The organism is Erythrobacter sp. JB1-15, assembly GCF_057365035.1.
The window spans coordinates 2,454,923-2,481,123 of the sequence record NZ_CP200295.1 but is presented as its reverse complement, the minus strand read 5'-3'; the positions used below and the strand labels follow the sequence as shown (position 1 = coordinate 2,481,123).

Annotated in this window: 25 protein-coding genes, 1 tRNA gene and 2 pseudogenes; 9 read left to right on the top strand and 19 right to left on the bottom strand. The window is 57.4% G+C overall.

The window, feature by feature from the left end; all coding sequences use genetic code 11:
- Positions 1 to 35: 35 nt before the first annotated feature.
- Complete coding sequence (pgsA, locus tag AC0V6L_RS11995) at positions 36 to 644, bottom strand: CDP-diacylglycerol--glycerol-3-phosphate 3-phosphatidyltransferase (protein WP_486155131.1); 609 nt, start codon at positions 642 to 644, stop codon at positions 36 to 38.
- Between the two features lie 159 nt (positions 645 to 803).
- Between pgsA and AC0V6L_RS11990 the strand changes: the two are divergent.
- A pseudogene (locus AC0V6L_RS11990) lies at positions 804 to 2,224 on the top strand (MFS transporter).
- Here the strand turns inward: AC0V6L_RS11990 and AC0V6L_RS11985 are convergent.
- The gene (locus AC0V6L_RS11985) at positions 2,217 to 2,507 is read right to left on the bottom strand and encodes a hypothetical protein (RefSeq protein ID WP_486154449.1); all 291 of its coding nucleotides are present in this window, start codon (positions 2,505 to 2,507) and stop codon (positions 2,217 to 2,219) included. The pseudogene AC0V6L_RS11990 and the gene AC0V6L_RS11985 sit on opposite strands and share 8 nt — an antisense overlap.
- A 152-nt stretch (positions 2,508 to 2,659) precedes the next feature.
- Between AC0V6L_RS11985 and AC0V6L_RS11980 the strand changes: the two genes are divergently transcribed.
- On the top strand, positions 2,660 to 4,354 hold the full coding sequence (locus tag AC0V6L_RS11980; RefSeq protein WP_486155130.1) for a thiamine pyrophosphate-binding protein: 1,695 nt from the start codon (positions 2,660 to 2,662) through the stop codon (positions 4,352 to 4,354).
- Between the two features lie 19 nt (positions 4,355 to 4,373).
- Here AC0V6L_RS11980 and AC0V6L_RS11975 read toward each other — a convergent pair whose 3' ends face one another.
- The gene (locus tag AC0V6L_RS11975; RefSeq protein WP_486155129.1) at positions 4,374 to 4,766 is read right to left on the bottom strand and encodes an EVE domain-containing protein; all 393 of its coding nucleotides are present in this window, start codon (positions 4,764 to 4,766) and stop codon (positions 4,374 to 4,376) included.
- 237 nt (positions 4,767 to 5,003) lie between these two features.
- On the opposite strand from AC0V6L_RS11975, the gene AC0V6L_RS11970 reads away from it, so the two are divergent.
- The 5 genes and pseudogenes from AC0V6L_RS11970 (at position 5,004) to AC0V6L_RS11950 (ending at position 10,449) form a co-directional block, all read left to right on the top strand.
- Positions 5,004 to 6,707 (top strand): putative bifunctional diguanylate cyclase/phosphodiesterase, encoded by a 1,704-nt coding sequence (locus AC0V6L_RS11970; protein ID WP_486154448.1) that lies wholly within the window; start codon positions 5,004 to 5,006, stop codon positions 6,705 to 6,707.
- Positions 6,708 to 6,805: 98 nt separating this feature from the next.
- A complete protein-coding gene (gene dapF, locus AC0V6L_RS11965) occupies positions 6,806 to 7,627 on the top strand; it encodes a diaminopimelate epimerase (RefSeq protein ID WP_486154447.1) in 822 nt (273 codons plus the stop codon).
- A 110-nt stretch (positions 7,628 to 7,737) separates the two neighbouring features.
- A pseudogene (locus tag AC0V6L_RS11960) lies at positions 7,738 to 8,852 on the top strand (MiaB/RimO family radical SAM methylthiotransferase).
- A complete protein-coding gene (gene ftsY / locus AC0V6L_RS11955; RefSeq protein WP_486154446.1) occupies positions 8,849 to 9,778 on the top strand; it encodes a signal recognition particle-docking protein FtsY in 930 nt (309 codons plus the stop codon). The pseudogene AC0V6L_RS11960 and the gene ftsY overlap by 4 nt, the downstream one beginning before the upstream one ends.
- A complete protein-coding gene (locus AC0V6L_RS11950; protein WP_486154445.1) occupies positions 9,778 to 10,449 on the top strand; it encodes an inner membrane-spanning protein YciB in 672 nt (223 codons plus the stop codon). The genes ftsY and AC0V6L_RS11950 overlap by 1 nt, the downstream gene beginning before the upstream one ends.
- 93 nt (positions 10,450 to 10,542) lie before the next feature.
- On the opposite strand, the gene AC0V6L_RS11945 is transcribed toward AC0V6L_RS11950, so the two are convergent.
- The 11 genes from AC0V6L_RS11945 to AC0V6L_RS11895 all read right to left on the bottom strand — a co-directional run bounded on the left by AC0V6L_RS11945 (position 10,543) and on the right by AC0V6L_RS11895 (position 19,386).
- Entirely contained in the window at positions 10,543 to 10,740 is a 198-nt protein-coding gene (locus AC0V6L_RS11945) for a hypothetical protein (RefSeq protein ID WP_486151067.1), read from the bottom strand.
- A gap of 263 nt (positions 10,741 to 11,003) precedes the next feature.
- The gene (locus AC0V6L_RS11940; RefSeq protein WP_486154444.1) at positions 11,004 to 12,926 is read right to left on the bottom strand and encodes a potassium transporter Kup; all 1,923 of its coding nucleotides are present in this window, start codon (positions 12,924 to 12,926) and stop codon (positions 11,004 to 11,006) included.
- Between the two features lie 84 nt (positions 12,927 to 13,010).
- On the bottom strand, positions 13,011 to 13,691 hold the full coding sequence (locus AC0V6L_RS11935; protein WP_486154443.1) for a tetratricopeptide repeat protein: 681 nt from the start codon (positions 13,689 to 13,691) through the stop codon (positions 13,011 to 13,013).
- Positions 13,688 to 14,110: a cytochrome c-type biogenesis protein gene (locus tag AC0V6L_RS11930; protein WP_486151061.1), complete on the bottom strand. Its 423-nt coding sequence runs from the start codon at positions 14,108 to 14,110 to the stop codon at positions 13,688 to 13,690. The genes AC0V6L_RS11935 and AC0V6L_RS11930 overlap by 4 nt, the downstream gene beginning before the upstream one ends.
- The gene (locus AC0V6L_RS11925; protein WP_486154442.1) at positions 14,110 to 14,634 is read right to left on the bottom strand and encodes a DsbE family thiol:disulfide interchange protein; all 525 of its coding nucleotides are present in this window, start codon (positions 14,632 to 14,634) and stop codon (positions 14,110 to 14,112) included. The genes AC0V6L_RS11930 and AC0V6L_RS11925 overlap by 1 nt, the downstream gene beginning before the upstream one ends.
- The gene (locus AC0V6L_RS11920; RefSeq protein WP_486154441.1) at positions 14,634 to 16,673 is read right to left on the bottom strand and encodes a heme lyase CcmF/NrfE family subunit; all 2,040 of its coding nucleotides are present in this window, start codon (positions 16,671 to 16,673) and stop codon (positions 14,634 to 14,636) included. Before AC0V6L_RS11920 ends, AC0V6L_RS11925 begins: the two co-directional genes overlap by 1 nt.
- An 18-nt stretch (positions 16,674 to 16,691) precedes the next feature.
- Positions 16,692 to 17,186, bottom strand: a complete 495-nt coding sequence (gene ccmE, locus AC0V6L_RS11915; protein WP_486154440.1) for a cytochrome c maturation protein CcmE — start codon at positions 17,184 to 17,186, stop codon at positions 16,692 to 16,694.
- Complete coding sequence (locus AC0V6L_RS11910; RefSeq protein WP_486154439.1) at positions 17,183 to 17,323, bottom strand: heme exporter protein CcmD; 141 nt, start codon at positions 17,321 to 17,323, stop codon at positions 17,183 to 17,185. The genes ccmE and AC0V6L_RS11910 overlap by 4 nt, the downstream gene beginning before the upstream one ends.
- The gene (gene ccmC / locus AC0V6L_RS11905) at positions 17,323 to 18,084 is read right to left on the bottom strand and encodes a heme ABC transporter permease CcmC (RefSeq protein ID WP_486154438.1); all 762 of its coding nucleotides are present in this window, start codon (positions 18,082 to 18,084) and stop codon (positions 17,323 to 17,325) included. The genes AC0V6L_RS11910 and ccmC overlap by 1 nt, the downstream gene beginning before the upstream one ends.
- A 114-nt stretch (positions 18,085 to 18,198) precedes the next feature.
- Positions 18,199 to 19,266: a Leu/Phe/Val dehydrogenase gene (locus AC0V6L_RS11900; protein WP_486154437.1), complete on the bottom strand. Its 1,068-nt coding sequence runs from the start codon at positions 19,264 to 19,266 to the stop codon at positions 18,199 to 18,201.
- A 43-nt stretch (positions 19,267 to 19,309) separates the two neighbouring features.
- Positions 19,310 to 19,386, bottom strand: a tRNA-His gene (locus AC0V6L_RS11895).
- Positions 19,387 to 19,627: 241 nt separating this feature from the next.
- Here AC0V6L_RS11895 and AC0V6L_RS11890 point away from each other — a divergent pair.
- Positions 19,628 to 20,266 (top strand): prolyl hydroxylase family protein, encoded by a 639-nt coding sequence (locus AC0V6L_RS11890; protein WP_486151047.1) that lies wholly within the window; start codon positions 19,628 to 19,630, stop codon positions 20,264 to 20,266.
- A gap of 139 nt (positions 20,267 to 20,405) precedes the next feature.
- Entirely contained in the window at positions 20,406 to 20,975 is a 570-nt protein-coding gene (locus AC0V6L_RS11885) for an MOSC domain-containing protein (protein WP_486154436.1), read from the top strand.
- Between the two features lie 9 nt (positions 20,976 to 20,984).
- Here the strand turns inward: AC0V6L_RS11885 and AC0V6L_RS11880 are convergent, their stop codons facing one another.
- From AC0V6L_RS11880 to bamA, 5 genes are all read right to left on the bottom strand, one after another.
- Complete coding sequence (locus AC0V6L_RS11880) at positions 20,985 to 21,311, bottom strand: DMT family transporter (protein WP_486154435.1); 327 nt, start codon at positions 21,309 to 21,311, stop codon at positions 20,985 to 20,987.
- Positions 21,312 to 21,425: 114 nt separating this feature from the next.
- A complete protein-coding gene (rpmE, locus tag AC0V6L_RS11875; protein ID WP_486151041.1) occupies positions 21,426 to 21,650 on the bottom strand; it encodes a 50S ribosomal protein L31 in 225 nt (74 codons plus the stop codon).
- Between the two features lie 366 nt (positions 21,651 to 22,016).
- Positions 22,017 to 22,508 (bottom strand): 3-hydroxyacyl-ACP dehydratase FabZ, encoded by a 492-nt coding sequence (gene fabZ, locus AC0V6L_RS11870; RefSeq protein ID WP_486154434.1) that lies wholly within the window; start codon positions 22,506 to 22,508, stop codon positions 22,017 to 22,019.
- Between the two features lie 30 nt (positions 22,509 to 22,538).
- On the bottom strand, positions 22,539 to 23,225 hold the full coding sequence (locus tag AC0V6L_RS11865; protein WP_486154433.1) for an OmpH/Skp family outer membrane protein: 687 nt from the start codon (positions 23,223 to 23,225) through the stop codon (positions 22,539 to 22,541).
- Positions 23,225 to 25,993 (bottom strand): outer membrane protein assembly factor BamA, encoded by a 2,769-nt coding sequence (gene bamA / locus AC0V6L_RS11860; protein ID WP_486155128.1) that lies wholly within the window; start codon positions 25,991 to 25,993, stop codon positions 23,225 to 23,227. Before bamA ends, AC0V6L_RS11865 begins: the two co-directional genes overlap by 1 nt.
- Positions 25,994 to 26,201: the final 208 nt, after the last annotated feature.

The window sequence follows — 26,201 nt, the reverse complement described above, 5'->3', positions numbered from 1 at the left end:
GTTAATCTTCGCGTGAGCCTCGGCTGATCGCGGGCTCATTCCATATGTTTCAGGCCAACGCGCAGATAATCCCACCCGGTGATGCAGGTCAGCACGGCAGCCGCCCACAATGTCGTCAGCCCGATCACATGCATCCAATTGTCCGCAAATGTCCCGCAATCAGCCGCCAGCGATTGGCAAGGCTGGCCATGAAGCGCGCCGCCCAGGATCAGCGCGGCAAGGCTGATGAGCTGAAATGTCGTTTTCCATTTGGCCAGTTTTGAGACCGGAACCGATATCTGGATGCCGCCCAGAAATTCGCGCAATCCCGATACGGCAATTTCCCGGATCAGGATCACTGCCCCTGCGATGACATGGATATCGCCCACATAGGGGCCGCGCAGATATCCTTGCGCTGTCAGGATCAAAATGACCGATGCGACCATAATCTTATCGGCAATCGGATCGAGAAAGATGCCGAGTTTTGAAACGGTCCCCTGCGCCCGGGCAAGATAGCCATCGAAAAAGTCAGTGATCGCAATCCCGCAATACAATAGAAATCCGATCAGATATCCCAGCTTCCATTCGGGCCACCACAGGAAGAAGCCCAGCAATGGCACAGCCAGAATGCGCGACAGCGTAAGGATGTTGGGCAAAGTCAGCATAACGTTCACAATCCCTTAGCCGCTCTGACCTATAAGCCAAAGGGTAAGCGCGCAGGCCATGCACAGGACTTGTGCAGGCCGCCTTGATCGATTGGGGTTCATCGCTATGTCAAACGATCACGGGGAAACAGCGCAGGGTTAGCCATCTCGCTCTAACGCATGACAACATCGACAAACCTGATGCGCCAAAAGCGCTTTTTGCCGCTTATGGTCACGCAGTTTTTCAACGCGTTCAACGATAACCTGTTCAAAACCGCGCTGGTATTGTTCGTGGTGTATTCGGTTTATAATGATGAAAAAAGGAAGCTTTGTTCAGCGGGCTGGCTTCTGTCATCTTTATCGTGCCGTTTGTGATTATGTCAGCGCTTGCCGGGCAATTGGCCGATACGCGCGACAAGGCCGCGATCATCCGAACCGTGAAAATCTGCGAGATAGGCTGGGCCACGCTCGGCGCGATCGGGCTGTTTATGGCCTGGCAAGGCATTGCGGTGGATATGGTTGCGATCCCGCTTTTGCTGTTCGTGGTGTTTTTGGCTGCGGCGCAATCGACATTTCTTGGCCCCATCAAATACGCAATCCTGCCCCAGCACCTTGAAAAAGAAGAAGTGCTGCCCGGCACCGGATTGATCGAAGCGGGCACTTATATCGCGATCCTGACGGGCACGATCCTGGCCGGGTTTATCTCTGTCGAAGTGGCGATGGTGCTGGTCGTGCTGACATCTTTTGTCGGCTATTTTGTTTCGCGCTTCGTGCCGGACGCCCCGCCGCAAAGCGATTATGAAATGCATTTCCCGGTGATCGAGCCATGGCTGAAAAAGCCGATGAACCCGGTGATGCGCATTTTGAGCGCGCCGCATACCCTCATCCGCGATCAGGCCGTGATGAGCTGGCGATTGATCCGCGACACGCGGGACAACCGCGAGATTTGGCTTTCCATCGTCGCCATCAGCTTTTTCTGGACGATTGGCGCGGTGCTGTTCATCCAGTTTCCGCCGCTTGCCAAAAACCAGCTGCTTGCCAGCAAAGAGGTTGCCAGCCTGTTTCTGGTGATCTTTTCTGTCGGCATTGCGATTGGATCAGTGGGCATCAACGCTTTGCTGAAAGGCGAAGTGTCTGCGCGTTATTCGCCGTTCTCGGTGGTCGTAATGGGCGGGTTTGTGCTTGGCTTTTACATCGTTGCCAAAGCTTGGGTGCCCAATGCAGCGGGTCAATTGCTACCAGTGCAGGAATGGATTTTGGAACCGCTCGCGATCCCGCTTTCCCTGATGCTGCTGGGCATATCAACAGCGGGCGGGTTTTTTGTGGTGCCGCTTTATGCGTTTTTGACGACGCGCTGCGAACACGATGCCGCATCGCGCACGATTGCGGCCAACAATATCGTCAATTCGCTATCGATGGTGGTCGGATCAATCTTTGCCATCGGGCTTACGAGCATCGGCATACCCGTCGTCGATCAATTGCTGTTCGCAGCCGCCATGACCGTGGTGGCAGCATGGCTTGGCTGGGTACTTTATAAAGCCGAGAAAGAGGCCGGCGCAGCGCGCAGCCTGCAAGGCGCAGAGGCCGATACCCCTAAATAATAAAGGCGAGGATCGCCGCCGTTGCCGCAACATAGGTTGTCGCCGCACCGCGCACGTCATCTTTCGTCAATTGCCACAGCGCCTCTGCCGGGATGTCGTGCAGATCTTCGCGCACATGGGCGGGAAGCGTCGCGCGGAAAGGATGATTGGCCTGCTCATCGGTGAGGACGAGCGCCCTGCGGCCTTCCGAGAACCGCGGATTGGCAGCCGGCGCGAGTGTTTTAGCGCCTTCTGGATCGCGAGTGGGCCGAATGCGAACTTGGGTAAGACTTGCAAAAGACATAAGCGTAATCTTAAGACTTTTTTAACGATTGCCCAGCCCGGTTCGCGGCCATGTTGCACAGCGGGACAGTTAGCCCCGCCTTTAACCGCGTTGATTGACCATGCCCGCCTCGCTAAGCGCTAGGACGCAAGGGAGAGCGCGCCATTATGACAATGCAACACACCAAACGGGCAGGCGATTTGCTGGTCGAATGTCTGGCCATACAAGGGACCGACCGGGTTTTTACCGTGCCGGGGGAGAGCTTTCTCGCGGTGCTCGATGCGCTGCATGATGCCGGCGGAATTGATACTGTGACTGTGCGCCAGGAAGGCGGCGCGGCCTTTATGGCGTGCGCGGACGGCGCGCTGAGCGCAGGCGAAACGCTGCGGCCCGGCATCGCCTTTGTCACACGCGGCCCCGGCGCGACCAATGCGAGCATAGGCGTGCATGTGGCGCATCAGGATTCGCAGCCGATGATCCTGTTTGTCGGCGATGTCGCGCGCGATATGCGCGATCGCGAAGGGTTTCAGGAGATCGACTTTCCTGCTTTCTTTGGCCCCATTTCCAAATGGGCAGCGCGCATTGATGATCCGCTGCGCATTCCTGAATATATCGCGCGCGCTTACTCGGTTGCCATTTCCGGGCGGCCCGGCCCTGTCGTGCTTGCCCTGCCCGAAGATATGCTTTGCGATGAAGTGCCAGCTGACCTTGTCCCGCGCCCCGCGGTCACTCGCCCTGCCCAGGCCGTGTGCCCGGATGCCATGCAAGCGATGTTCGCGATGATCGCCGATGCGGCCAGCCCCGTGGCGATCATTGGCGGAGCAGGCTGGAACGCGAAAGCGCGCGATCATTTTGAAAGCTTTGCCGAGAAAATCGGCCTGCCCGTTGCGACCGCTTTTCGCCGGCAGGATGCGATTGCGCCGTCTTCACCTGTCTATGCTGGCAATCTGGGATATGGCCCCAATCCCAAACTGGTGGCCCGCGTGAAAGATGCTGACCTGATCCTTGCCGTGGGTGCGCGCTTGGGCGAGGCGACCACCGATGGATACACTGTCCCTGCGCCCAAAACAGGCGCCGATGCCGCCAATCAAAAGCTGATCCACATCCACCCTGACCCCAATGAGCTCGGCAGCGTCTACCCGGCCGATCTCGCCATGGCATGCAGCATGGACGAATTTGCCGAGGCCGCCAGCCTGTGGGACGATGCCAGCATCATCCCCTTTGATGCAGGCGCGAGCGCGCACCGCGAATGGCAGCAATGGGCCAGCCATACCCCTGCTGACAATCCCCCCGCCCTCGACATGGCAGCCTGCGTCACAGCAATGCGAGAGTCCTTGCCGCCGGACACCATCATCTGCAACGGAGCGGGCAATTTCGCCGGATGGTGGCACCGGTATTGGCGCTATCAGGGCCACCCCACTCAGCTTGCCCCAACATCAGGCGCGATGGGGTACGGGGTGCCCGCCAGCATTGCAGCAGCGCTCAGATATCCGGACCGCACAGTCGTAGCGGTCGCAGGCGATGGCGATTTTCTGATGAACGGCCAGGAATTGGCGACCGCTGCGCAATATGGCGCAAACCTGCTGGTGCTGGTGGTCGATAACGGAGCTTACGGCACTATCCGCATGCATCAGGAGCGCGATTATCCCACGCGCGTTTCTGCCACCGAGCTGACCAATCCAGATTTCGCAGCGCTCGGCGCAGCTTTTGGCGGATGGTCCGCTGCAGTTTCAACCACGGCCGAATTCGAAGAGGCCCTGGCCCAAGCGACTGCCAAAAAGGGCCTGCGCCTGATCCATCTAAAGATTGATGTCGAACAGCTCGCCGCCAGCGGAGCGACCATTTCAGGGCTTCGAGCGCGCGGGTAGCCCCTCCATCACCTCTGCCTCAATCATCTGCCATATTGCAGATGATGTCCCATTCCTCCGGCGTGATTTTGGCCACCGATAAGCGCGACAATCGCACCAGTTCGCAATTGGCCAGTTCGGGCACAGCCTTGATCTGTTTCAAAGTCACCGGATTATCAAACTTGCGGCTAGGCTTGATCTTCACCGCATCCCATTTGCCGGTTTCATCGGTGGGGTCCATAATGCCGGACACCGAAACCTTTGCGATGCCAACAATTTCCAGCCCTTCGCGTGAATGGTAGAAGAACGCCTCATCCCCCACTTCCATCGCGCGCAGGTTCAGCTTTGCCGAATGGTTGCGCACCCCGTCCCAAGTGCCTTCCGCCTCTTCGACCAGATCATCCCAGCTGTATTTGAACGGTTCGGATTTCATCAGCCAGTAATTGGGGCGAGTATTGGCCACACCTAACCTCCTAATTCATTGATCGCGGCAGTAAATCTGTAGATGTTCTGCTTAAACGCGCAGCGCAAAGATCGCCACCCTTAGGCAACCCCTTCGCAGCGTTAGTGAGGTGTTAACACTTTATTTATCACATCCACCTAGTTGTTTCATATGGATAAGGGCAGCAAATGGGGACCGCGCTTCACCTGAAGCATGGTAGTGCAATTAGTGGCAACCAAACACGCATCTGACCGTCTGAGCATCGCCAATCGCGATATCGTCGCACTAGGCATTGCTACGGCTGCGATTATCCTGTTCGTCGGCACAGGCGGATCGGTGTTGCCCAGTGTGGTTGCGGCCCTTTTGGCTGGCGGAAAAGGCCCGGATTTCCTGCTCGTCAACGCTCTGCTTTTGAATGTCGCGCTGATCATCTTTGGCTGGCGCCGTTATCGCCAGCTGACCATGGAAATCCGTGAACGCGAAGATGCCGAAGACCGCGCGCGCCGCTTGGCCGAAATCGACCCGCTGACCGGATGCCTCAATCGCCGCAGCATGGCCGAAGCCACGTTGGAGACCAAAGATATCGCGAATGATCGCGGTTTGGGCATTGCCTATGCGATGGTCGATATCGATAACTTCAAAAAAATAAACGACATTCATGGCCATATGGCAGGCGATCAATTGCTGATGGCTTTAACCAAGCGGCTGAAAGAACTGCTGCCAGCAGACACCCCGCTGGCGCGTCTGGGCGGCGATGAATTTGCTTTTGCCGTGCCGTTCGACAAAACGCAGCAGGACCGCGTCGATGATCTGGTCATCCGTTTGTTCGAAAAACTGGCCACGCCGTTTGAACTGAACACCATCACTGCCCATGCGACGATTTCTATCGGGCTCGCGCATGAATTTGATGCTCTGGCGAAAGACCCGCAGGAAAGCGAATGCGATCGGCTGATGCATATGGCGGACATCGCCATGTATCACGCCAAGAAAGAAGGCAAAAACCGGTTCTGCTGGTTTGAACCTTCGATGGAAAATGAACTGCGTTTTCGCAACCAGCTGGAAACGGGCATCCGCGCCGGATTGAAACGCGACGAATTCGTCCCTTATTACGAACAGCAGGTTGATCTGGAAACGGGCACGCTGGTCGGGTTTGAAGTGCTGGCGCGCTGGCAGTCGCCCGAACTGGGTTTGATGAGCCCAGAATTGTTCATCCCCATCGCCGAGGAAATTGGCGTTATCAATGAATTGTCCGATGTGCTGATGCGCAAGGCATTTGCCGATGCGCGCCATTGGGATCCTTCGATTTCGATTTCGGTCAATATCTCGCCTGTGCAATTGCGCGATCCGTGGTTTGCGCAAAAACTGCTCAAAACCTTGGTCGAATGCGATTTTCCCCCGCAGCGCCTCGAAATCGAAATCACCGAAAGCTGTCTGCACGATAACATCGCCATGGTGCGTTCGATGATTACCAGCCTGCGCAATCAGGGCGTTCGCGTCAGCCTTGATGATTTTGGCACCGGCTATGCCAGCCTTGAACAATTGCAAAGCCTGCCGTTTGACCGTTTGAAAATTGACCGATCTTTCATTCGCGATCTGACCAATTCTTCCAGCAACACCACCGTGGTTGATGCGATTGTGGCGTTGGGCAATGGATTGGGGATGCCGATCACCGCCGAAGGGATCGAGGATCAGGCGACGCTGGACGCGCTCAAAAGCAAAGGCGGGTTCAAAGGGCAAGGCTATCTGTATGGTCAGCCTGAAAGCGCGCTGGATGTGTGCAAGCGGCTGGGCCAATCGGGCCAATTGCTGGTCAATGCCGCGCCTGAAGATCTTGAAATCACTGCCGCGCCTGCCTCCTCTGATGAAGAGGACGACATCGCAGACCTGCGCCAGGATCATCGCCCCGATTGGCGCCGCACCGCGAGCCAATAAAGCGCCTGTTAGGGCCCCCGCTACATCGCCCAATAAATCACGGCACCGCACAAGACTGGACGATTGCCTTTGCCATGCATAAATGCGCTGGCAAGACCATGCGCATTCCCTTCATCAAAATGCACGGGCTTGGCAATGATTTCGTCGTGCTTGACGGGCGCGGTGAGGCATTGCCCGCCATGACTGCAACTGCCGCGCGCGCGCTGGCTGACAGGCGTACCGGTGTGGGCTGCGATCAGGTGATTGTGCTTGAGCTGTCAGACACTGCCGATTTCCGTATGCGGATATTCAATTCAGATGGCAGCGAGGTTGAGGCCTGCGGCAATGCTGCGCGCGCTGTAGCGATCCTGCACGGCGAACCTGCGCGCGTTGAAACGGGCGGAGGGGTCATTGCCCTCACCCCGTCTGAAACCGGCGCCAGCGTCGATATGGGCGTGCCCCGGTTCGATTGGGAGGCGATCCCGCTTGCCTTCCCGATGGACACCGCCGCCATGCCGCTTGCCTGGGGCGAAGGAGGCGCAAAGCTTGAAGCGCCCATGGCGGTCAATGTCGGCAATCCGCATGCCGTATTTGTGGTGGATGATGCCGACGGGGTCGATCTGGCCGCAATCGGCCCGCTGATAGAGACCGATGCCGCATTTGCCCAAGGGGTTAACGTTAACGTTTTAAGCCTTGCTGGCGGCAATCATATCAAACTGCATGTGTGGGAACGCGGCGCAGGTCTGACCCGCGCGTGCGGCACAGGCGCCTGCGCGAGCGCCGCCGTCGCCATTGCCAAAGGTATCGTGCAAAGCCCGGTGACTGTCACTCTGCCCGGCGGCGATCTGGTGATTGAGTGGGAGCGCGGCGGCTCCATCACCATGACAGGCCCCGCGGCAGAGGCGTTTCGCGGCACTATCGAATGGGATGATTACGCATGAGCGCGCCTCCCCGTACTGCCACCCCTCAGCCAGCGCCTACTCGCCCAGCAACGTCACGCGCCGAGGTCATCAATCTGGGCTGCCGTTTGAACACAGCCGAAGCCGAACGCATGCGCGCCATGCTCGCCAAGGAGAGCGATCTGGTGGTCGTCAATTCGTGCGCGGTCACATCAGAGGCCGTGCGCCAGACCCGTCAGGCCATCCGCAAAGCCCGGCGCGAACGCCCCGATGCGCGTCTGATCGTCACCGGCTGCGCCGCCGATATCGAGCGCGAGGCTTTGGGCGCGATGGACGAGGTCGATGGGCTGGTTGCCAATGCGGCAAAGCTTGATCCGCGCAGTTTTAACATCGCGGCAGAAAAGGCTCCGCTGGCCCCCACAAAAACGCGCGCGTTTATCGCAGTGCAAAATGGCTGCGATCACGCCTGCACGTTCTGCGTGATCCCTCAAGGGCGCGGGAAAAGCCGGTCCCTCAGTGTGGCCGAAGTGCTCGAACAGGTGGAACAGCACCTCGATTTGGGGGCTAAGGAAATTGTCCTAACGGGTGTTGATCTTACAAGTTGGGGACATGATATTTCCAACACGCCTGTTCTGGGCGATCTTGTGTCCGCTATCCTGAATGTACTTAGCCAACGAGCAAGGTTGCGCCTGTCATCCATGGACGGGATCGAAATTGACCCACTACTCGAAGATCTGATCGCCTCAGACCAGCGGATAATGCCGCATATCCACCTGTCCTTGCAGCACGGCGCAGACCTGATCCTAAAGCGCATGAAACGCCGCCATTTGCGCCAAGATGCAGTGCGATTGGTTGATCGGTTAAAAGCGCGCCGGCCCGATATCGCAGTGGGGGCAGATCTGATGGCAGGCTTTCCAACCGAAAGCAGCGAGCATCACGGCGAAAACCTCTCAATCATCCGCGAGCTTGATATCGTCCACGGCCACGTCTTCCCTTTCTCCCCCGCCCCGGCACGCCCGCTGCGCGCATGCCGCAATTGGACCGCTCGGCAATCAAAAGCCGCGCAGGCGAATTGCGCGCCGCCATCGCCGATATCCGGGCGGACTGGCTGGCTTCCCATGTGGGCAATTCGCAAAGCGTCCTCGCCGAACGCGATGGCACAGGCTATGCGCCGGACTATGCAAGAATTGCTTTGCCCCCCGAAACGCCCGCAGGCTCCATCGTGAACGTCACTCCAACCCGCATTGAACAAGGGCTGCTGCGATGAGCGAGGCACCTGCTGGATGGAGCGACAAGCTGCTTGGCGGCTTTCGCAAGACGTCTGAACGCCTTGGCGAAAATCTGTCAGGCCTGGCTGGCGGCGGCAAATTATCGGATGACGAGCTCGACAATATCGAAGACGCGCTCATAATCTCGGACCTCGGCCCGGCTGCGGCAAGCCGTATCCGTGCCAAGCTGGCCGAGAAGCGTTTTGGCAGCGCGATCACCGAAACCGAGCTTAAAGAGGCGGTAGCTGAAGAAATCGCAGAAATCCTGCGCCCGGTGGCAAAACCGTTGGAAGTCACCGCTTTCCCAAGGCCGCAGGTCATCCTTGTGATCGGGGTCAATGGCTCGGGCAAAACCACCACCATCGCAAAGCTCGCCCATCTGTTTATGGAAGACGATTACGGCGTGCTGCTCGCCGCTGGCGACACTTTCCGCGCTGCGGCCATTGGCCAATTGGCAACCTGGGCAGAGCGGGCCGGCGTCGATATTGTTAAAGGGCCGGAAGGCGGCGATCCGGCATCCATCGTGTTCGATGCGGTAAAGCAGGCCACCGATACAGGGATCGACGCACTGGTGGTCGACACCGCAGGCCGCCTTCAGAACAAAGCCGAGCTGATGGACGAGCTGGCGAAAATTCGCCGCGTTCTTGGCCGCTTGAACGAGGCCGCGCCGCATGATGTGGTGCTGGTTCTGGATGCCACTAATGGTCAGAACGCGCTGAGCCAGATTGATGTCTTCAAGGAAGTCGCAGGGGTCACAGGCCTCATCATGACCAAGCTTGACGGGACAGCGCGCGGCGGTGTGCTTGTCGCAGCGGCTGAGCAGTATGGCCTGCCGATCCATGCGATCGGCGTGGGAGAGAAAATGGAAGATTTGCGCCCCTTCGATCCCGATCTTGTTGCGCGTGTTATCGCTGGGGTCGCGTGATGTCTGAACCGCAAACCGATAAAGCTGCGGAGAAAAAGCCGGCTTCGGGATGGCTGAATGTCGTCATCGATTACGGGCCCTTGCTTGTGTTCCTTGGGGTTTATCGCTGGAATGCGCCTGGTGATCCGAACCCGGCAGGCGAGCTGGTCGCGATAATTTCCGGGACAATTGCTTTCATGGTCGCCGCTGTCGCAGCATTGATCGCAAGCCGCACACTGCTCGGCAAAATCTCGCCCATGCTGTGGTTTTCGACCGCACTGATTGTCGGATTTGGCGCGCTCACCATTCTGTTTGGCGACCCTGTCTTTGTGCAGCTTAAGCCGACCATCATTTACAGCGTTTTCGGCGTGGCATTGCTCGCTGGATATGCAATGGGCCGCCCGCTGCTGAAAATCCTGCTGGAGGCCGCCTTTGAAGGGCTCTCGAACGAAGGCTGGCTCAAACTGTCCCGCAACTGGGGCGTCTTTTTCCTTTTATTGGCCGGCTTGAACGAGGGCCTGCGCGCGTTTCTCTCATTTGAGGGCTGGCTATGGGCAAAGCTGTGGGTGTTTCTGCCGCTATCGTTCCTCTTCACCTTCTCGCAGATCCCAATGCTTCTCAAATACGGGCTGGATGTTGGCGGCGATGATGAAAGCGACAAACCCCAAAGCGCAGACGACAAGCCTGCCTGAATAAACCCTAGAAACAACAACGCCCGGCACTCTCACGAGCGCCGGGCGTGTTGAACAAGTGTCTAGCCGCAAGGGACCAAGGAGCGCGCGTGCTTAAGCGGCGTGGTATTCCCAACCGCTGCCAGCAAGCTCGCAATTCATATAGAGATCGCGGCGCGCGCGTTCAGCGCGGACGGCCTGCAAAACCTCTTCTTGGTTGTCGACGGACCGGCGTGAACCGAAGTCCAGATACCCTCTGTGCCCTAATTGAGCTTCGCGATGACCCGAGGTGTAAACGCGACGTGCTGTCATGATTCGCCCCTATTGGAAGTTGATCTTTTTACTACTTCGTGATTCTGTCTTGATGCAACTGCATATCATGTAACTTGCTGTTTCAGGAAATGTCCTGTGTGGAAAAGACCACATCGGGACATTCACTTGTTAAATATTACCGCAAATCGGAAACATCCGACTGAGTTATAGCTAGCATGGATGCCCGGTTATGCGGATTGTATGGAGCCGTCACTTATGAATGCGCATTGCAAATAAAGCTGTGAACAAGCGCCCCGCGCGTGTCAGATTTCGACTTGACTGCCCAATTCGACAACACGGTTTGTCGGCAATTTGAAAAAGTCCATCGCATTGGCCGCATTGCGCAGCATCCATGCGAATATCTTCTCGCGCCAGATTGGCATGCCCGGCTTGTCTGATGCCAGTAATGTCTGACGCGACAGGAAGAAGCTGGTTTGCATCATATCAAACTCGCCGCCGCACCGCTCCATATGCTTCAGGCCAAGCGGAACATTGGTTTCTTCCATAAAGCCATAATGCAGCACAGCGCGGTAGAATCCGTCGCCCATATCGGTGTATTCGCACCTTTTCTCCGGATCGACATAGGGCACATCCTGAATATCAACCGTGAGGATCACAACACGTTCGTGCAGCACCTTGTTGTGCTTGATGTTGTGAAGCAGCGCCGAAGGCACGCCTGAGCTTTGGCTGGCCATAAAAATCGCGGTGCCCGGAACACGCAATGCAGAGTTCTTTGCAGACTTAGCGAAAATCTCGATGGGCAGCGCATGCTCTGACATATTGGCGCGCATAAGCTTTCGCCCACGCGCCCATGTGGTGAGCAAAAGAAACGCGATAAAGCCGATCATAAGCGGGAACCATCCGCCATCGGGCACCTTCGTCAGGTTCGCAGCGAAATACGCACCATCGACTATCAAGAACAGGATGACGATGGGTGCAGCATACCACCATTTCCACTTCCACACGCCCACAAACAACACGCCCATCAACAAAGTGTCGATGGTAACAGCACCCGTCACCGCGATCCCGTAAGCGCTGGCGAGGTTTGAAGAGTTCTGGAATGTCAAAACCAAGATGATGACGGCGACCATCAACGCCCAATTGACCACTGGGATATAGATCTGCCCGCCCTCAGTTTCAGACGTATGCCGGATCGACAGCCGCGGAATATATCCCATCTGTATCGCCTGATGCGTGATCGAAAACGCGCCCGAAATCACGGCCTGACTGGCGATGAATGTGGCAACCGTTGCGAGCAAAACGAGCGGCAAACGCCATTCCTCGCTAGCCAGAAAGAAAAACGGTGACTGGATGGCCGCCGCCGCCGCTTCGGGCGGCATGCCGATAATCATGGCCCCTTGGCCAAAGTAATTGAGCAGCAGGCATGGCATCACAAAGCCAAACCAGGACAAACGCATCGGCCCTCGCCCGAAATGCCCCATGTCCGAATACAGCGCCTCAGACCCTGTCACCGCCAGCACGACGCTGCCCATCGCCAGGAATGCAAGCCAGCCGTCCAGCACAAAGAAGTTGACCGCGTGATAGGGGTTTAGCGCCCACAAAATCTCCGGCATCTGCACAATCTGCCAAGCGCCCAGAGAGGCAATCACACAGAAATACACAATCATCACAGGCGCAAACAGAGCGCCCACTTTGGCGGTCCCGCGCTTTTGCAGCAGGAACAGACACACGAGCAGGACGAGCGCAATCGGGATGACATAGCGTTGCAAACCCGCATCCACCACTGTCAGCCCTTCAACGGCAGACAGTACCGAAATAGCCGGCGTTATCATACTGTCGCCATAAAACAGCGATGTCGCAAACACGCCCAGAAGCACAGCGACCCAGCCATATTTCGACTTTGAAATGCTGCGCGAGATCAGCGCCACCAAAGCGAGCGAGCCGCCCTGCCCTTTGTTATCGGCGCGCATCAGGATCGTGACATACTGGATCGCGACGACCAAAGTCATCGACCAGAAGATCAAACTGATAACGCCGAGCACATGCGGGGTATCGAGCGCAAGGCGATGCGGGCCGACAAAGGTTTCGCGAAAGGCGTAAAGCGGACTTGTGCCGATATCGCCGAACACAATACCAATAGCGCCGACCGCGAGCGCGCCCTTCGACGCGCTGTGCCCTTTGCCCCCTACGGGAGGTTGGTGTGCGGGAGCCGTGGCTTCGCTCATTTCAATGCGGTATTCCCATTGCGAGGGATTGATCCCCGAAAGGCCGCGCGCCTAGCACTGCGCGGCTACACTCGCAACACCAGCTCAAGGCTGCGTCTCAGCCTGCTGCGCGGCTTCTGGGCGGTTTTGTTGCAGCATCGGCGCATTTGCGATCATCTGATCGAGACCGGCGATGCGCTGTTCCAGTTCGGGCCGCCATGGCGCATCTTCGGGCGAACGCAAAAGCAATTCGCCCCAGACAGCGCGTGCCTCGCGTATCTCTCCGGTTTGCAAGTAAGATATGCCAAGAAAGAAATCCGCTCCCGGATTGGCAGGATTGATCGCGCGCGCACGGTCATACGCATAGAGCGCCGCAGGGGTGACCACTCCATCGGCATGCCCGGTGAGCGACATGGCCAAAGCCAGCCATCCTTCGAGATGATCGGGATTATCGCTCAGACCTTTGCGCAACAGCCCGGCTGCATCGCCAAATTGCCCGCGCCGAGCAAACGCATCCGACGTGATAAGGTACGAAGGTTTCGGCTGCACAGGATCAAACAATTGCATGCGCGCCTCGACCATGCCTTCGCCCGAACCTGAAGGAGCCGTCACTGGCGCCTTTGGGGAAGACGCCTGCTGCGGCGCGCCTTGCCAGGCATAACCCGCCAGCCCCAGTGACAAGGCAGCAGCAAACAGCGCCCAGCTTTGCCGTGGCAGCTTCAAAGCGAAAGCAGCAAACGCAAAGGTCGCGAACGCCAGTGCCAACACGGAAAACCAGCCGATCACTCGCTCACCTGCGCAGTTTTGGCCTGACGCCTCAATCGCCGCCACAGGACCAGTGTGACGATCAGGAAGACAAGCACCGGCACGGCAAATAATGGCCATGTCGTCTGGCTGATTTTCGGGGTGTAGCTGACATAATCACCATACCGATCAATCAACCAGCTGCGCACTTCGTCAGGCGATTGGCCTTCCAGCAGTCTCACACGAACCTGATGGCGCATATCTCCTGCCATGGGCGCATCGCTGTCAGCTATCGATTGCGATTGACAGGTGAGGCAGCGCAAAGTGTGCATCAAAGCGGTCGCTTCCGCCTCGAGCGCGGCATCCTCCAATTGCACATTGGCATAGGGCGCAGGCGGCGCATTGTCCTGCGCATGAAGCGGGACTGCGGCAAGCAGCAGCCACATGACCAGTGCGCGCATCACTTCGCTCTTTCCAGCATTTCGAGCAGCATCGGCACATGCTCTTTACGGATATCGCCGATATGCTGATAGCGGATCACGCCCTCACCATCGATCACATAAGTTTCGGGCAGCCCCGATGAGCCAAGCTCAAACTGGATCGCCGATATTTCGTCATGTCCTATTGCGATATAGGGGTTACCGTGCGCGTCAAGGAACGCGGCCACGTCTTCAGGCGTGTCGCGCATGGCTATGCCGATAATCGGAGCGCCTGCCTCTTTTAACGCTTCCAATTGCGGCGCTTCGGCGATGCATGGCGGGCACCAGCTAGCCCATAGGTTGAGAAGACGCGGTTCGCCTTGTCCGAAATCTGCGCTTGATGCGCCTTTTACGCCGTTTGTGGCAGGCGGCAGATCAAATTCGGGCAGAGGCTTGGCGATCATCTGCGAGGGGATCGTGTCATCCTTTACCTGGGTGAGCATATAGCCACCCAGCCCTGCGATGAATGCGAACAGTCCAAGCGGTATAAGATAGATGAGGCGCATTATTCAGCTGGCTCCTGCTGGACCGCGTGCCCGAGTGCGGCCCTTACTTCGGCCCGCGCTTCGGCCCGCGCTTCGGCCTCGTCCTCGCGCTGTTCTTCGCGGCGGCGAACCGTATGGCGGCGGCGCAAATCATCGCGCAGGCGGCCAATCATCGCAAGCATTCCGCCCAGCCCAATCAGCAATCCGCCATACCAGATGAAAGTCACAAACGGTTTCCACCAGACGCGCAATTGCCAGCGTTCCGCGCCCGTTTCATCGGCTCCGACACTTTCGCCCAGAACGGCGTAAAGCTGCCCGTCCCAGCGGGTAAGCAGCGCACTTTCGCTTGTCGCCATGGCGGGTGACCAGAAGTTTCGCGCTTGCGGAGACAGCACCACCGGATCGCCGCCGCGGCTGACCGAAAGCCGCGCTTCCATCGCGGTCCAATTGGGGCCTGCCACAGCATCAACGCTGTTCAACGTCACATCCCAATCGCCAATTTGCGCCGTCTCGCCAGCAGTAACCGCGGCAAGCTTTTCCTGAGTGAAAGCGCTTTCCGATGCCATCCCGAACAAAGCAACCGCCACGCCAAAATGCGCGCACACCATACCCCACACGGCCACAGGAGTGCGGGCAAGTTTTCGCCCGCGCAGCGGTAAAAACGCGGCCAAGGCCAGCGCAAAAGCCAAGCCCAAACCCAGCAGAGCCAGCACGCTGACATCGGCCATGACGCCGAAGATCACCAACCCCGCAATCAGCACCGCAGCGAGCAGTATCAGCTCACGGTTGATGCGCGCAGCCTTGTCCTGTTTCCACCTGAGCAATGGCCCCACTGCCATTACAAGCAGCATCGGGATCGCAAACATTGCCCCTGCGGGATTGAAATAGGGCGGCCCAACCGAAACCCGCACATCGAACGCCTCGGTCAACAAAGGATACAGTGTGCCGAGAAGGACAATCGCAAGGATCGCCGTCAGCATCACATTGTTGAAAACAAGCGCGCCTTCGCGGCTGTTCACGGCGAAAGTCTTGCCTTCCGCAACAGCGCCTGCACGCATGGCAAAAATGGCCAGTGCGCCGCCGATATACAGCAGCAACAGAATAAGGATGAATGTGCCGCGCTCTGGATCAACAGCAAATGCGTGAACGCTGGTCAGAACGCCCGATCGCACCAGAAATGTGCCCAGCATCGACATGGAAAAGGCCAGCACGCCCAGCATAATCGTCCAAGTGCGCAGTGCATCGCGCGCTGCCAGTACGCTCACCGAATGCATTAACGCCGTCGCTGCCAGCCAAGGCATAAGCGATGAGTTTTCAACCGGATCCCAGAACCACCAGCCACCCCAACCCAGCTCGTAATAAGCCCAGTAAGAGCCTGCCGTAATGCCAAGCGTCAAAAAGACCCAGGCTCCCAAAACCCATGGCCGCATGACGCGCGCAAATTCGGGCGTGACTTGCCGTGTGATAAGCGCGCCCATCGCAAGGCTGAATGCCACCGACAGCCCGACATAACCCACATAAAGCGTGGGCGGATGCAGCGCGAGGCCGATATCTTGGAGCAGCGGGTTTAGCCCGATGCCTTCTGCGGCTGATACAGGAAGCCGCTCAAACGGATTGGATGAGCCAATCAAAAACGCATAAAATCCCAGCGCGACGAACCCCTGCACCGCAAGCGCGGCCTGCATCGTGCGTTCTGGCAAGCGCCGCTCAAGCCCCGCGAGCAGACCGCCCGAAAGCGCCAACACCGCCACCCAAAGCAGCATCGAACCTTCGTGATTGCCCCAGGTTCCCGTGATTTTGTAAAGGTCAGGCTTAGCCGAATGCGAGTTGGCGGCAACGAGTTTAACCGACAAATCGGTCACCGCGAACGCATACAGCAATGCCGCAAATGCCAGCACTGCGAGCGCCGCCTGCACCACAGCCGCCGGACGCGCATAATCCGCCATAGGCACGGCTTGCCCTTCGGGAATTTCGCGCATGGAAAGCGCGCCTGCGACCATTTGCAGAACCGAAAGCGCTGCGGCGAGCCACAAGGCGGCAAGACCTATTTCAGGGATCATGGTGCCGTTTTACCCGCCCTAATCCAAACCAACCGCAGTATCAGCGGCGGCTTGCGCAGCCTCATGGCTTTCCAGCCCTTCAAGTTCGCGGGGCACGTAGTTTTCATCGTGTTTGGCCAAAAGATTGCTGGCAACAAAAACGCCGTCTTCTGCGAGGGAGCCCTCTGCGATCACGCCTGACCCTTCGACGAAGAGATCCGGCAGGATGCCGGTGTAACGCACTTTGATAAGGTCAGGCGTATTGCCGGAAACAGCAAATTCCACCGTCACGCCGTCATCCAGCCGGGTCAGCGTTTCAGGCGCAACCATCCCGCCCAGCCGCACCGCGCGGCCTATTTCGGGCGGATCTTTGACCATTTGTTCCGGCAGATAGAAGAAATTCGCCTGATTGGGCAAAGCCCATGCAGCCAAAAACCCTGCCCCCAAAATCGCGAGGGCAGCGATAACCACCAGGACAAGCCTTTGGTGCTTTGCCTTGATCGGTGCGTTGGCCGAAGCGTTAGGAGCGGTCATCGGCGTTTCACCTCATCGCGGCGTTTTTCTGCGCGGCGCATTGCGATCCAGCTGAGGCCGATGAGCAAAATAAGCGCGCCAATCCCAACACCGTATGCGCCGATGATGTAGGGCCAATGATCAAGGCTTTCGCGCATCACACATTCTCCATTGCCGGGCGCGCGGCGGTGGGTGCAGGTTCATCATCCAGAGCCCGGCGGCGCAAACGCGCCTCGACCTGCTGCTCGGCAATGAGCGTTCGCATTCGCATCAGCACGGTGGCCCCAAACAAAAGCGAAAACCCGATGACCGCAGCCATCAACGGCACAAGGTAATCCGCGCTCATCGACGCTTTGCCAGCGGTGATCGACGGGGGCTGATGGAGCGAATTCCACCACACCACACTGCGATTGATGATCGGGATATTGATCGCGCCCACAAGGCCGAAAATGGCCGCAATCTTGTCAGAGCCGCCATCGCGAACGCTGGCCTGCGACAGCGCGATATAGCCCATGTAAAGGAACAGCAGCACCAGCATGCTCGTCAAGCGTCCATCCCATTCCCACCACGTGCCCCATGTCGGCCTGCCCCAGATCGACCCGGTTGCAAGACAAATCGCGCAAAACACCATTCCCGGCACCGCAATCGCGCGCGCTGCAATGGCTGCGAGAGGATGTTTCCAGATCAGCAAAGCCGCGCTGGATAAAGCGATGCCAGTCCAGCCGCCCATGCCCAGCCATGCCGCAGGCACATGGATAAAAATGATGCGCACGCTTTCGCCCTGCAACGCTTCGGCAGGGGCAAAAAACAGGCCCCAGATCATCGCCCCAACAGCAAACGCAAGCCCGCTCCACAGCAGCAGCGGCATAAGCCAAATGGCAAGCGTCAAAAAGCGCTTTGGGTTTGCGTAGATATGCACCTTGGATCTCTAACGCACGGCATTACTGTCTGTGCCCGGATGCGCCAAGGGGAAAGGCGGCGCAAATGATGCAAAACCGGGTGCATAAGAAGCCAGAGCGCCTCTCAATCGGCTTCAGCTGCGCCCGATCAGGTCTTGAGCCATCCGGTCCGCGACAATATCGGGCGACGTTTTCGACGCCTCGCTGGTATCCCAGATTTCGGTCAGTCGCTCTGGTATCTGCGAAATGCGCGCATACACGTCATCGAGCGAACATGAAGCGGCATCGCGCCGCCCAAGATATTCCATCGCGACAGAGATTATACCGCCTGCATTGATGACATAATCGGGCGCATACAAAATGCCGCGTTCAAACAGTTTTGCCCCATGCCCAGCGCGCGCGAGCTGATTGTTCGCGCCGCCGGCGATGATTGGGGTCTGAAGAGCCGCAATGCTCTCATCATCCAATATCGCGCCCAATGCATTGGGGCTGAGCACATCACACGGTGTCGTCAGGACCCTCTCAGCAGAGACAACCTCTGCGCCAAGCTCTGCGCCAAGCTCGGCAGCGCTCTCTTCGCGGATATCGGCCAATGTCAGTTTCGCCCCGTCAGCCGCCAGCAAGCGCGCAACGCCCCCGCCAACACTGCCGGTGCCCTGCACCGCGACATGAACACCTGCCATGGTGTCTTTGCGAAGCTTGTGCCGGACTGCCGCTTTAATCCCTTGATAGATGCCTTGCGCGGTAAACGGGCCTGGATCGCCGCCTGCGGCCCCTTCCCCGTTCGCTGGTAGGCCAGAGACATGCGCGGTGCGCTTTGCCACTGCGACCATGTCTGCCTCGGATATGCCAACATCCTCGGCCGTGACATAACGCCCGCCCAATCCCTCAACGGCATCGCCAAATGCGTCCAGCAACGCCGGGGTTTTGGTGCGCGCATCATCCGCCAGAATGACAGCTTTACCTCCGCCCATTGGCAGCCCAGCCATCGCGTTTTTGTAACTCATCCCCCGCGACAATCGCAGCGCATCGCGCAGGCCATCTTTGGGATCAGCATAGTGCCAAAAACGGGTTCCGCCAGCACCGGGGCCAAGATGGGTCGAATGCAGCGCAATAATGGCTGTCAGGCCAGACTTTGCATCGCGCACAAAGTGCACCAATTCGTGATCGTCAAAATCAGGCTCAGTCCAGAAAGCGGTCATGCGCGAAGTGCCTCATATCTCAGCGCGACTTCGATAAAGCAGGTGGGGCGACCGACGGGACTTGAACCCGCAACCTCCGGCATCACAAGCCGGCATTCTAACCAATTGAACTACGGTCGCCACATGCCTTTGCTGATTTCGAAGACCTTCACTGAAGATCAATCCCGTCAGCATTCGCGCAAGAGCGGCGGTTTACGCCCACTGCCACGCCCGTCAAGACCATGCTATCCGGGCGCGAGCGTGTTGCACAAAGCGCTTTTCAAGGGAAGGGAAAACTTACCTCAAGCGACCTTGCGCGCAATTTTATGTCGCATGCCCACTTACCCTTGCTTCAGCCTGAGACGATTTTACAGATGAAGCGATGGACCCACTTGCCGAATCTGTCCCGCAATCCATGACCGCGCACGCCGATGCTGGCCTGCAGCGCCTGCCCAGCCCCAAGGCGCAGATTTTCCAGATCAAGAACTTTGTCGATACGCCGCTGTGCGAGCAGCTGATCGCGCTGATCGAAAAAGATCGCCGCCCTTCCACGATTGCCGATCACAATGGCGACAATTATTTCCGCACCAGCGAAACCTGCGATCTTGCCGCTGAAGATCCTGCAGTGGCGCAAATCGAAGCCAGACTTACCGCTTTAAGCGGCCTCGACCCCGCTTTTGGAGAACCCTTGCAAGGGCAAAGGTACGATGTGGGCCAGGAATTTAAGGCCCACACCGACTATTTCACTCCGGGCGGCGCCGATTTTGACAAGTTTTGCTCAGTTGCGGGCAATAGAACCTGGACCTTCATGATCTACCTCAATGCAGTCGAGGCAGGCGGGGCCACCCGTTTCAAGGCTTTGTCAAAAACATTTCAGCCCGAGCAGGGAAAGCTGGTGTGCTGGAACAACAAACGCCCCGATGGCAGCGTTAATCCAGCGACTTTGCATCACGGAATGAAAGTGCGCAAAGGGCTGAAATACGTCATCACCAAATGGTATCGCGAGCGCCCCTGGGGATAGCTTCAGGCCTATGCAGCGGCCTTGTCTCTTTAACCGCTTGCCGAGCACCAAGGGTCAATTGCAACGAATTCACTTGCTTTCAACCGGCGAGAGGCGCAGCTTCCACCCTGATAAAGTGTCCTTGGTAGAGGGATCAACCATGGCAACCGAAGCATCAGATGCCCCCGCAATAAGCGGCAGCGTCGTGGCTGTTAGCCGCGATACCAGGCATCGATTCTCCAAACCAAAAGCGCGCAAAATCAGTGTGCTGGCTGGATTTGGGGTCGATGGGGATGCGCATGGCGGTCAGACCATCCAGCACCGCAGCCGATTGAAAGTGAACCCGAAAGCGCCCAATTTGCGGCAAGTGCATCTGATCCACCGCGAGCTGTTTGACGAATTGGGTTCGAAAGGTTTCACCATCCGCCCCGGCGATCTGGGCGAAAATATCACCACCAGCGGCGTTGATCTGCTCGATCTGGGCCGCGATACACTACTGAGGATTGGACCCGATGTGGTGCTTAGCGTAACCGGGCTGCGCAATCCGTGCGGGCAATTGAATACGTTTGAGCCGGGCCTTCTCAAACATCTTGCGATCAAAACGCGCACACGCCTAATCCGAAAGGCTGGCATTATGTGCGTCGCGCTAAAAGGCGGCACCGTCTCGCCTGGCGACACGATCACGATTGAACCGCCTGACGGAATGCACATCCCTCTCGACCGGGTTTAATGCTGCCGACTAATTGTGCTGCACGGTCAGGTTCAGTCCGACTGCGCCGGTCAAAATCATCGCGATAAACACATATTGCAGCGCGTTTAGCCGGTCATCAAAAGCAAAAATGCCAATGACGCTGACAGCGACAATCCCCACGCCTGACCAGATTGCGTAAACGATACCCACCGGCAAAACCTTCATCGCCGGGGCAAGCGCCCAAAAGCACGCCGAATAGGCAAGGATGGACAGCGCCCCCCAATGCCATTTCTCAAACCCGTCAGACAGTTTGAGCAGGATGGTCCCTGTCACTTCCAACACAATCGCGATGCCAAGATAAATCCATGCGTTCATCCGTCGCAACTAGCGTAATGCGCCACGTCTGAAAACGATTTTGGCCGCACCGGTAGGTCCGGCACGGCCAAATCTGAATTATTCGCAAGCCCCGGAATGCGGCGCTGGTAAAGCTTATTTCTTGAGCGAAAGCCCGCCGAAACGCTTGTTAAAGGCTGCAACGCGGCCGCCTTCCTGAATCTGTTTCTGACCGCCAGTCCAAGCCGGGTGGCTGGTGGGGTCAATATCAAGCGCCAGCGTATCCCCTTCGCTGCCCCAGGTGGAGCGCGTTTGGAATTCGGTGCCATCGGTCATCTTGACCGTAATCATGTGGTAATCGGGGTGACCTTCGGTCTTCATAATATCAGTCCTTGCTAGCTGGTGCCCGGTTCCGACCGGGTGAGCTGTGATGCGGGAAAGCGCGCCGATTAGGCTGCTTTGAACGAAATAGCAAGCCTGCGTGAACAGGCCGTTTTCCTACACTTGCTGCGCCCGTTAAAACAAAGCCAATCGGTTGAAATGGCGACGCCAGCCCGGCTGATTGGCAGCGCGCTTTTTAGCCGCGCAAAGTGAAAGATGAATAAGGTGACACACAGATTGGCGAAAAAGCGAAATTCTTATGGTTTTTCCGAATTTTGTGAAGGATCGCAACTTTTGCAAAACCCCTCTTCACCGGTCCATGTCTCACGCATGAGCCCGCGCGCACTCAATCAGTCTTTGGCCCCGTCAGCCTTTGGGAGGATCGGCGATCATCGCAGTGAATTCGGTTTCGCAGCTCGTCTTGCCTTCGACGCTGGCTTTGCCTTTGAATTTGTAGATCGTGCGGCGCTGCTGAAGAAATTCAACCTCAAGATCGAGCAAACAGCCGGGTGTGACAGGAGAGCGAAACTTGGCGCTATCAATGCCCATGAAAATCACAAGCTTGCCCGTGCCAGCCAGCTCAAGCGTCTCAATCCCCAGGATTGCCGCAGCCTGCGCCAAAGCCTCAATCTGCAAGACCCCCGGCATGATCGGAGCGCTCGGGAAATGCCCCTGGAAGAACTCTTCATTCATGCTGACGGCTTTCACCGCATGAATGCGCTCTCCCAGCTCAATGGAGCGGACGCGGTCAACCAGCAAAAGCGGATAGCGATGGGGCAGAGCCTTGAGGATCTTGTGGATGTCATAGTCCACAATCGACGGCTTGGGCGCTTGCGCGCTTGCGGTGTCGTCACTCATGCTCTGCCCCTTTGCTTGATCGCGCAGACCTTAGCGGCCCGACGGCGCTTCGGCTGCGCCTTGCTGCTGCTGCTGCTGCTGCTGTTGTTCGCGAATAGAGCGAAGCAAAGCGCGGCGCTGGATTTCCTGGAAAATCTGCACCGAGTTGGGACCAGGGCGCCAGCCGCTTGGCGGCACGATACCGACGGTTGGAACTTTGGCGTTCAGAGCAGTCACCACCAGCGGGGTAATATCAGCACCTTCAACTGCGTATTGCAGGCTGGCAGGATCAACCACCATCTGGATCTGGTTTTGGGTTGCAACTTCCTGCAAGGCCGCGGGATATTGGCCAAGCACCTGCTCAACAGCGTAAACGCGCGCTGCGGTAACCTGATCGTTGATAGCCGAGATCTCGGCTTGCAGCGTCTGGATTTGCGCGAAATTCGGGGCCGATTGCAACGCGTTGCTCTCAGTCTCACTAATCTCGCCATTGCCATCCGTATCGAACGGCTGGATCAGCGTTTGAAGCTCACCCTGCTTGGTCTGCGCGGTTTGGATTTGCGCGACATAGGTCTGATTGACCTGCGTATAGGCGTTTTGCAACGCGGTCGAACCTTGAACAGCGCGCGAGATGCTGGCGGTGCCGACTTTGCCTTCAACCTGAGCCGCGAGCGGGCTGGCCATCATTGTGGAAAGAGCGAGGCCTGCTGCTGCAAGCGATTTGGTAAGTTTAGTCATCAGAACTGGGTTCCTACGTTGAATGTAAATGTCTTGTCATCATCGCCTTCGACCTTACGAATGGTCTGGGCAAAATCGATCCGGAACGGCCCAAAAGGCGAGTTCCAGTTGACGCCGATACCGGCGGTTATGCGAGGGCTTGGCGAATTGCCCAAGAAGACCTCACGAATGGCGCTGCCTTGGCGAATACTCGCAGTGTTGGCAGTTGTCCCATCGGCAGCGATTGGATTGATCGTCGAAATCTGGGTCAGGACGGGATTGCCATTGGCATCGACCACCCCATTGCCGTCAGCGTCCGTGGCTTGAACCGTCTCAAGGAAAAGCGGGTTTCCATTAGCATCGGTGAACTGGATGCCGTTGGGGTTGTCTTGCAACACGGGCGCATCCGCACCCCACAGCGCGCCAACATCCATCCAGATCGATGGCCTGAGGCCAAGTTCGCGGGCGCCTGTGCCAAGCGGTATTTCAAGCTCTGCACGCGCAAGGTAGAAATTGCGCCCGCCAAGGGCATCATCACGGATTTGATCGCGATCGGTGATGGTTGTCAGATTGCCATCCGCATCGGTTATGTAAGGCTGGGTCAAAATACGCGGGCCAACCCCGCGGATGTCAAACCCTCTAAACTGCGGCTCACCCAGGAAGAACCTGTCGGTCAGCAACACGTCATCGACATCGACACCGTCAACGAACCGGTCGCGCAGCGGCACAATCGTGCCCCCTTCCGCAGATAGCGAGAATATGAAGCCAGAATTTGCGACATTCCAGAACTGCTGCGCCCGCCCGCGGAAACGCAGATAACGGACATTACCGCCCAGCCCTGCAAACTCGGTTGTGAGCGAAACAGTGCGGCCTCGTGTCGGCCGAAGTCGGGAATTCAAGGAATTGTAATTGAGGCTGACCCCGAGGATCGAACTCAACCGGTCACCCAGCGCATCACACAAGAAACGACCGGCTAGCAAAGGATCACATTCCGTTGTGCCATCGCCGTTCAAATCGGAGAAGAACAGGTCCCGATCAAGACTGACTTCATCGTAATTGAGCGTGTAGCTCCCCACCAGCGACATAAATTCAGTGAGCGGCACACCCAGGCGAACAGCAAACCCTGTTGTCGCCTGTTCAAAGGTCGTGTTGCGATCGCTACCGAAGCGGTTGAAGCTGTTAAAATCCTGCCTGTAAATGTCGATGCCGGACTGGATGTTCCGGTCAAACACATACGGTTCAGTAAAGCTGATCCGCGCAGACCGCGAGAACTGGGAGTAGTTGAGGCTCAACCCAATGGTCTGCCCTCGCCCGCGGAAATTGCGCTGGCGGATGCTGCCCGCCAGGATGAATTGCTCAATTGATGAAAAACCGGCAGAAAACTGCAATTCGCCCGTTGGCTGTTCTTCTACGTTGGCCTCGAGGACGATGCGATCAGGCGCGCTGCCCTGCACCTGATTAACCTCGAAATTCTCTTGGAAATAGCCAAGTGAATTGATGCGAGCAGTGGTGCGCTGAATGCCAAGCGAGTTAAATGCATCACCTTCGCTGATGCGAAATTCACGCCGGACAACCTTATCCTGCGTCAAAGTGTTGCCATTCACATCGACACGTTCAACATAAACACGCGGAGCCTGGCGCAGGATAAACGTGATATCCATCGTCAGATCATCAGGGTTGCGGTTAAAGCGCGGCTGGACATCGGCAAAGGCATAGCCAAAGCGGCCAGCGACCTCAGTCAATTGTTCAACCGTGTCCTCTACCGATTTCGCATCATACCAATCACCGCCCTGCATGCCAAGCTGAGTGGTCATCACATCGCTGTCAAAATCGCGCAATTGGCTGTCTACCTGCACGTCGCCAAACTTGTAGCGCTCACCTTCTTCCACCACGTAAGTGATGATGAAGTCTTTCTGATCGGGCGTTAGTTCGGCCACCGCTGAAACGACGCGGAAATCGGCGTAGCCTTCAGTTAGATAAAACTGCCGCAGCTTTTGCTGGTCAAACGCAAGACGATCGGGATCATAGCTGGTGTTGGAGCTGAAGAACCGGGTGAAGCGGGCCTGCTTTGTCACCATCTCACCGCGCAGATCGCCGTCGGAAAACTTCTCGTTCCCGATGATATTGATCTGCCGGACTTTCGACTTTGGCCCTTCGCTAATTTCAAACACCACATCGACGCGGTTTTGCGGCAGCTGCACCATTTTGGGTTCAACACTGGCTGCAAACCGGCCCTGGCGCTTATACAACTCAATGATCCGGGCCACATCGGCGCGCACTTTGGACCGCGTGAAAATCTGCCGCGGCGCGAGCTTGATTTCAGGCAAAATCTTCTCGTTATCGAGGCGCTTATTGCCTTCGATAACGATCCGGTTGATCACCGGGTTTTCTGTAACCGTGATAACAACATTGCCGCCGTCATTGCGAATGTTGAAGCGCGAAAACAATTCGGTCGCGCCGAGGTCTTTCAAAGCCTGGTCAGCGGCGGCAGAGGTGTATTCCTGGCCCACCCGCAGGCGGATGTAACTGAGAATGGTGGTTGGCTCCAACCGCTCGGAACCCGATACGCTGATTGTGCGGATAATATCCGTCGTCGGAGCCGGTGCGGGTGCGGGCTGTGCAGTCGCTGGTTGAGCCGTTGCAGGCGGAGTTGCCGCGGGAGCAACCTCATCCTGAGCCATAGCGGCATAGGGCACGCCTGCCAGCATCGACCCGCATGTCAGGGCAAAGGCAAAACGTCCCGCGTGGCCAGTAAAGCCCTTGTGCCTAGACACCAGAGACCCAGCCATATCGGCCCCAGTCGTTACAAAATTGTCAGTGGCAGGCATGTGGCCTGTCTCGCTGCATCGGTTCATCAAAATAGTGTTCCCGTATTCCCGATCATAACGCACGCCTGCCCCCGCGGGCGTATCATTCACAAGGCCCCAACCTTCAACGTTAGTCTCATCAAAGTGCTTTTCGTCTGCCGCCATTGCCCGAAGCGCTCTCAGCAATCAA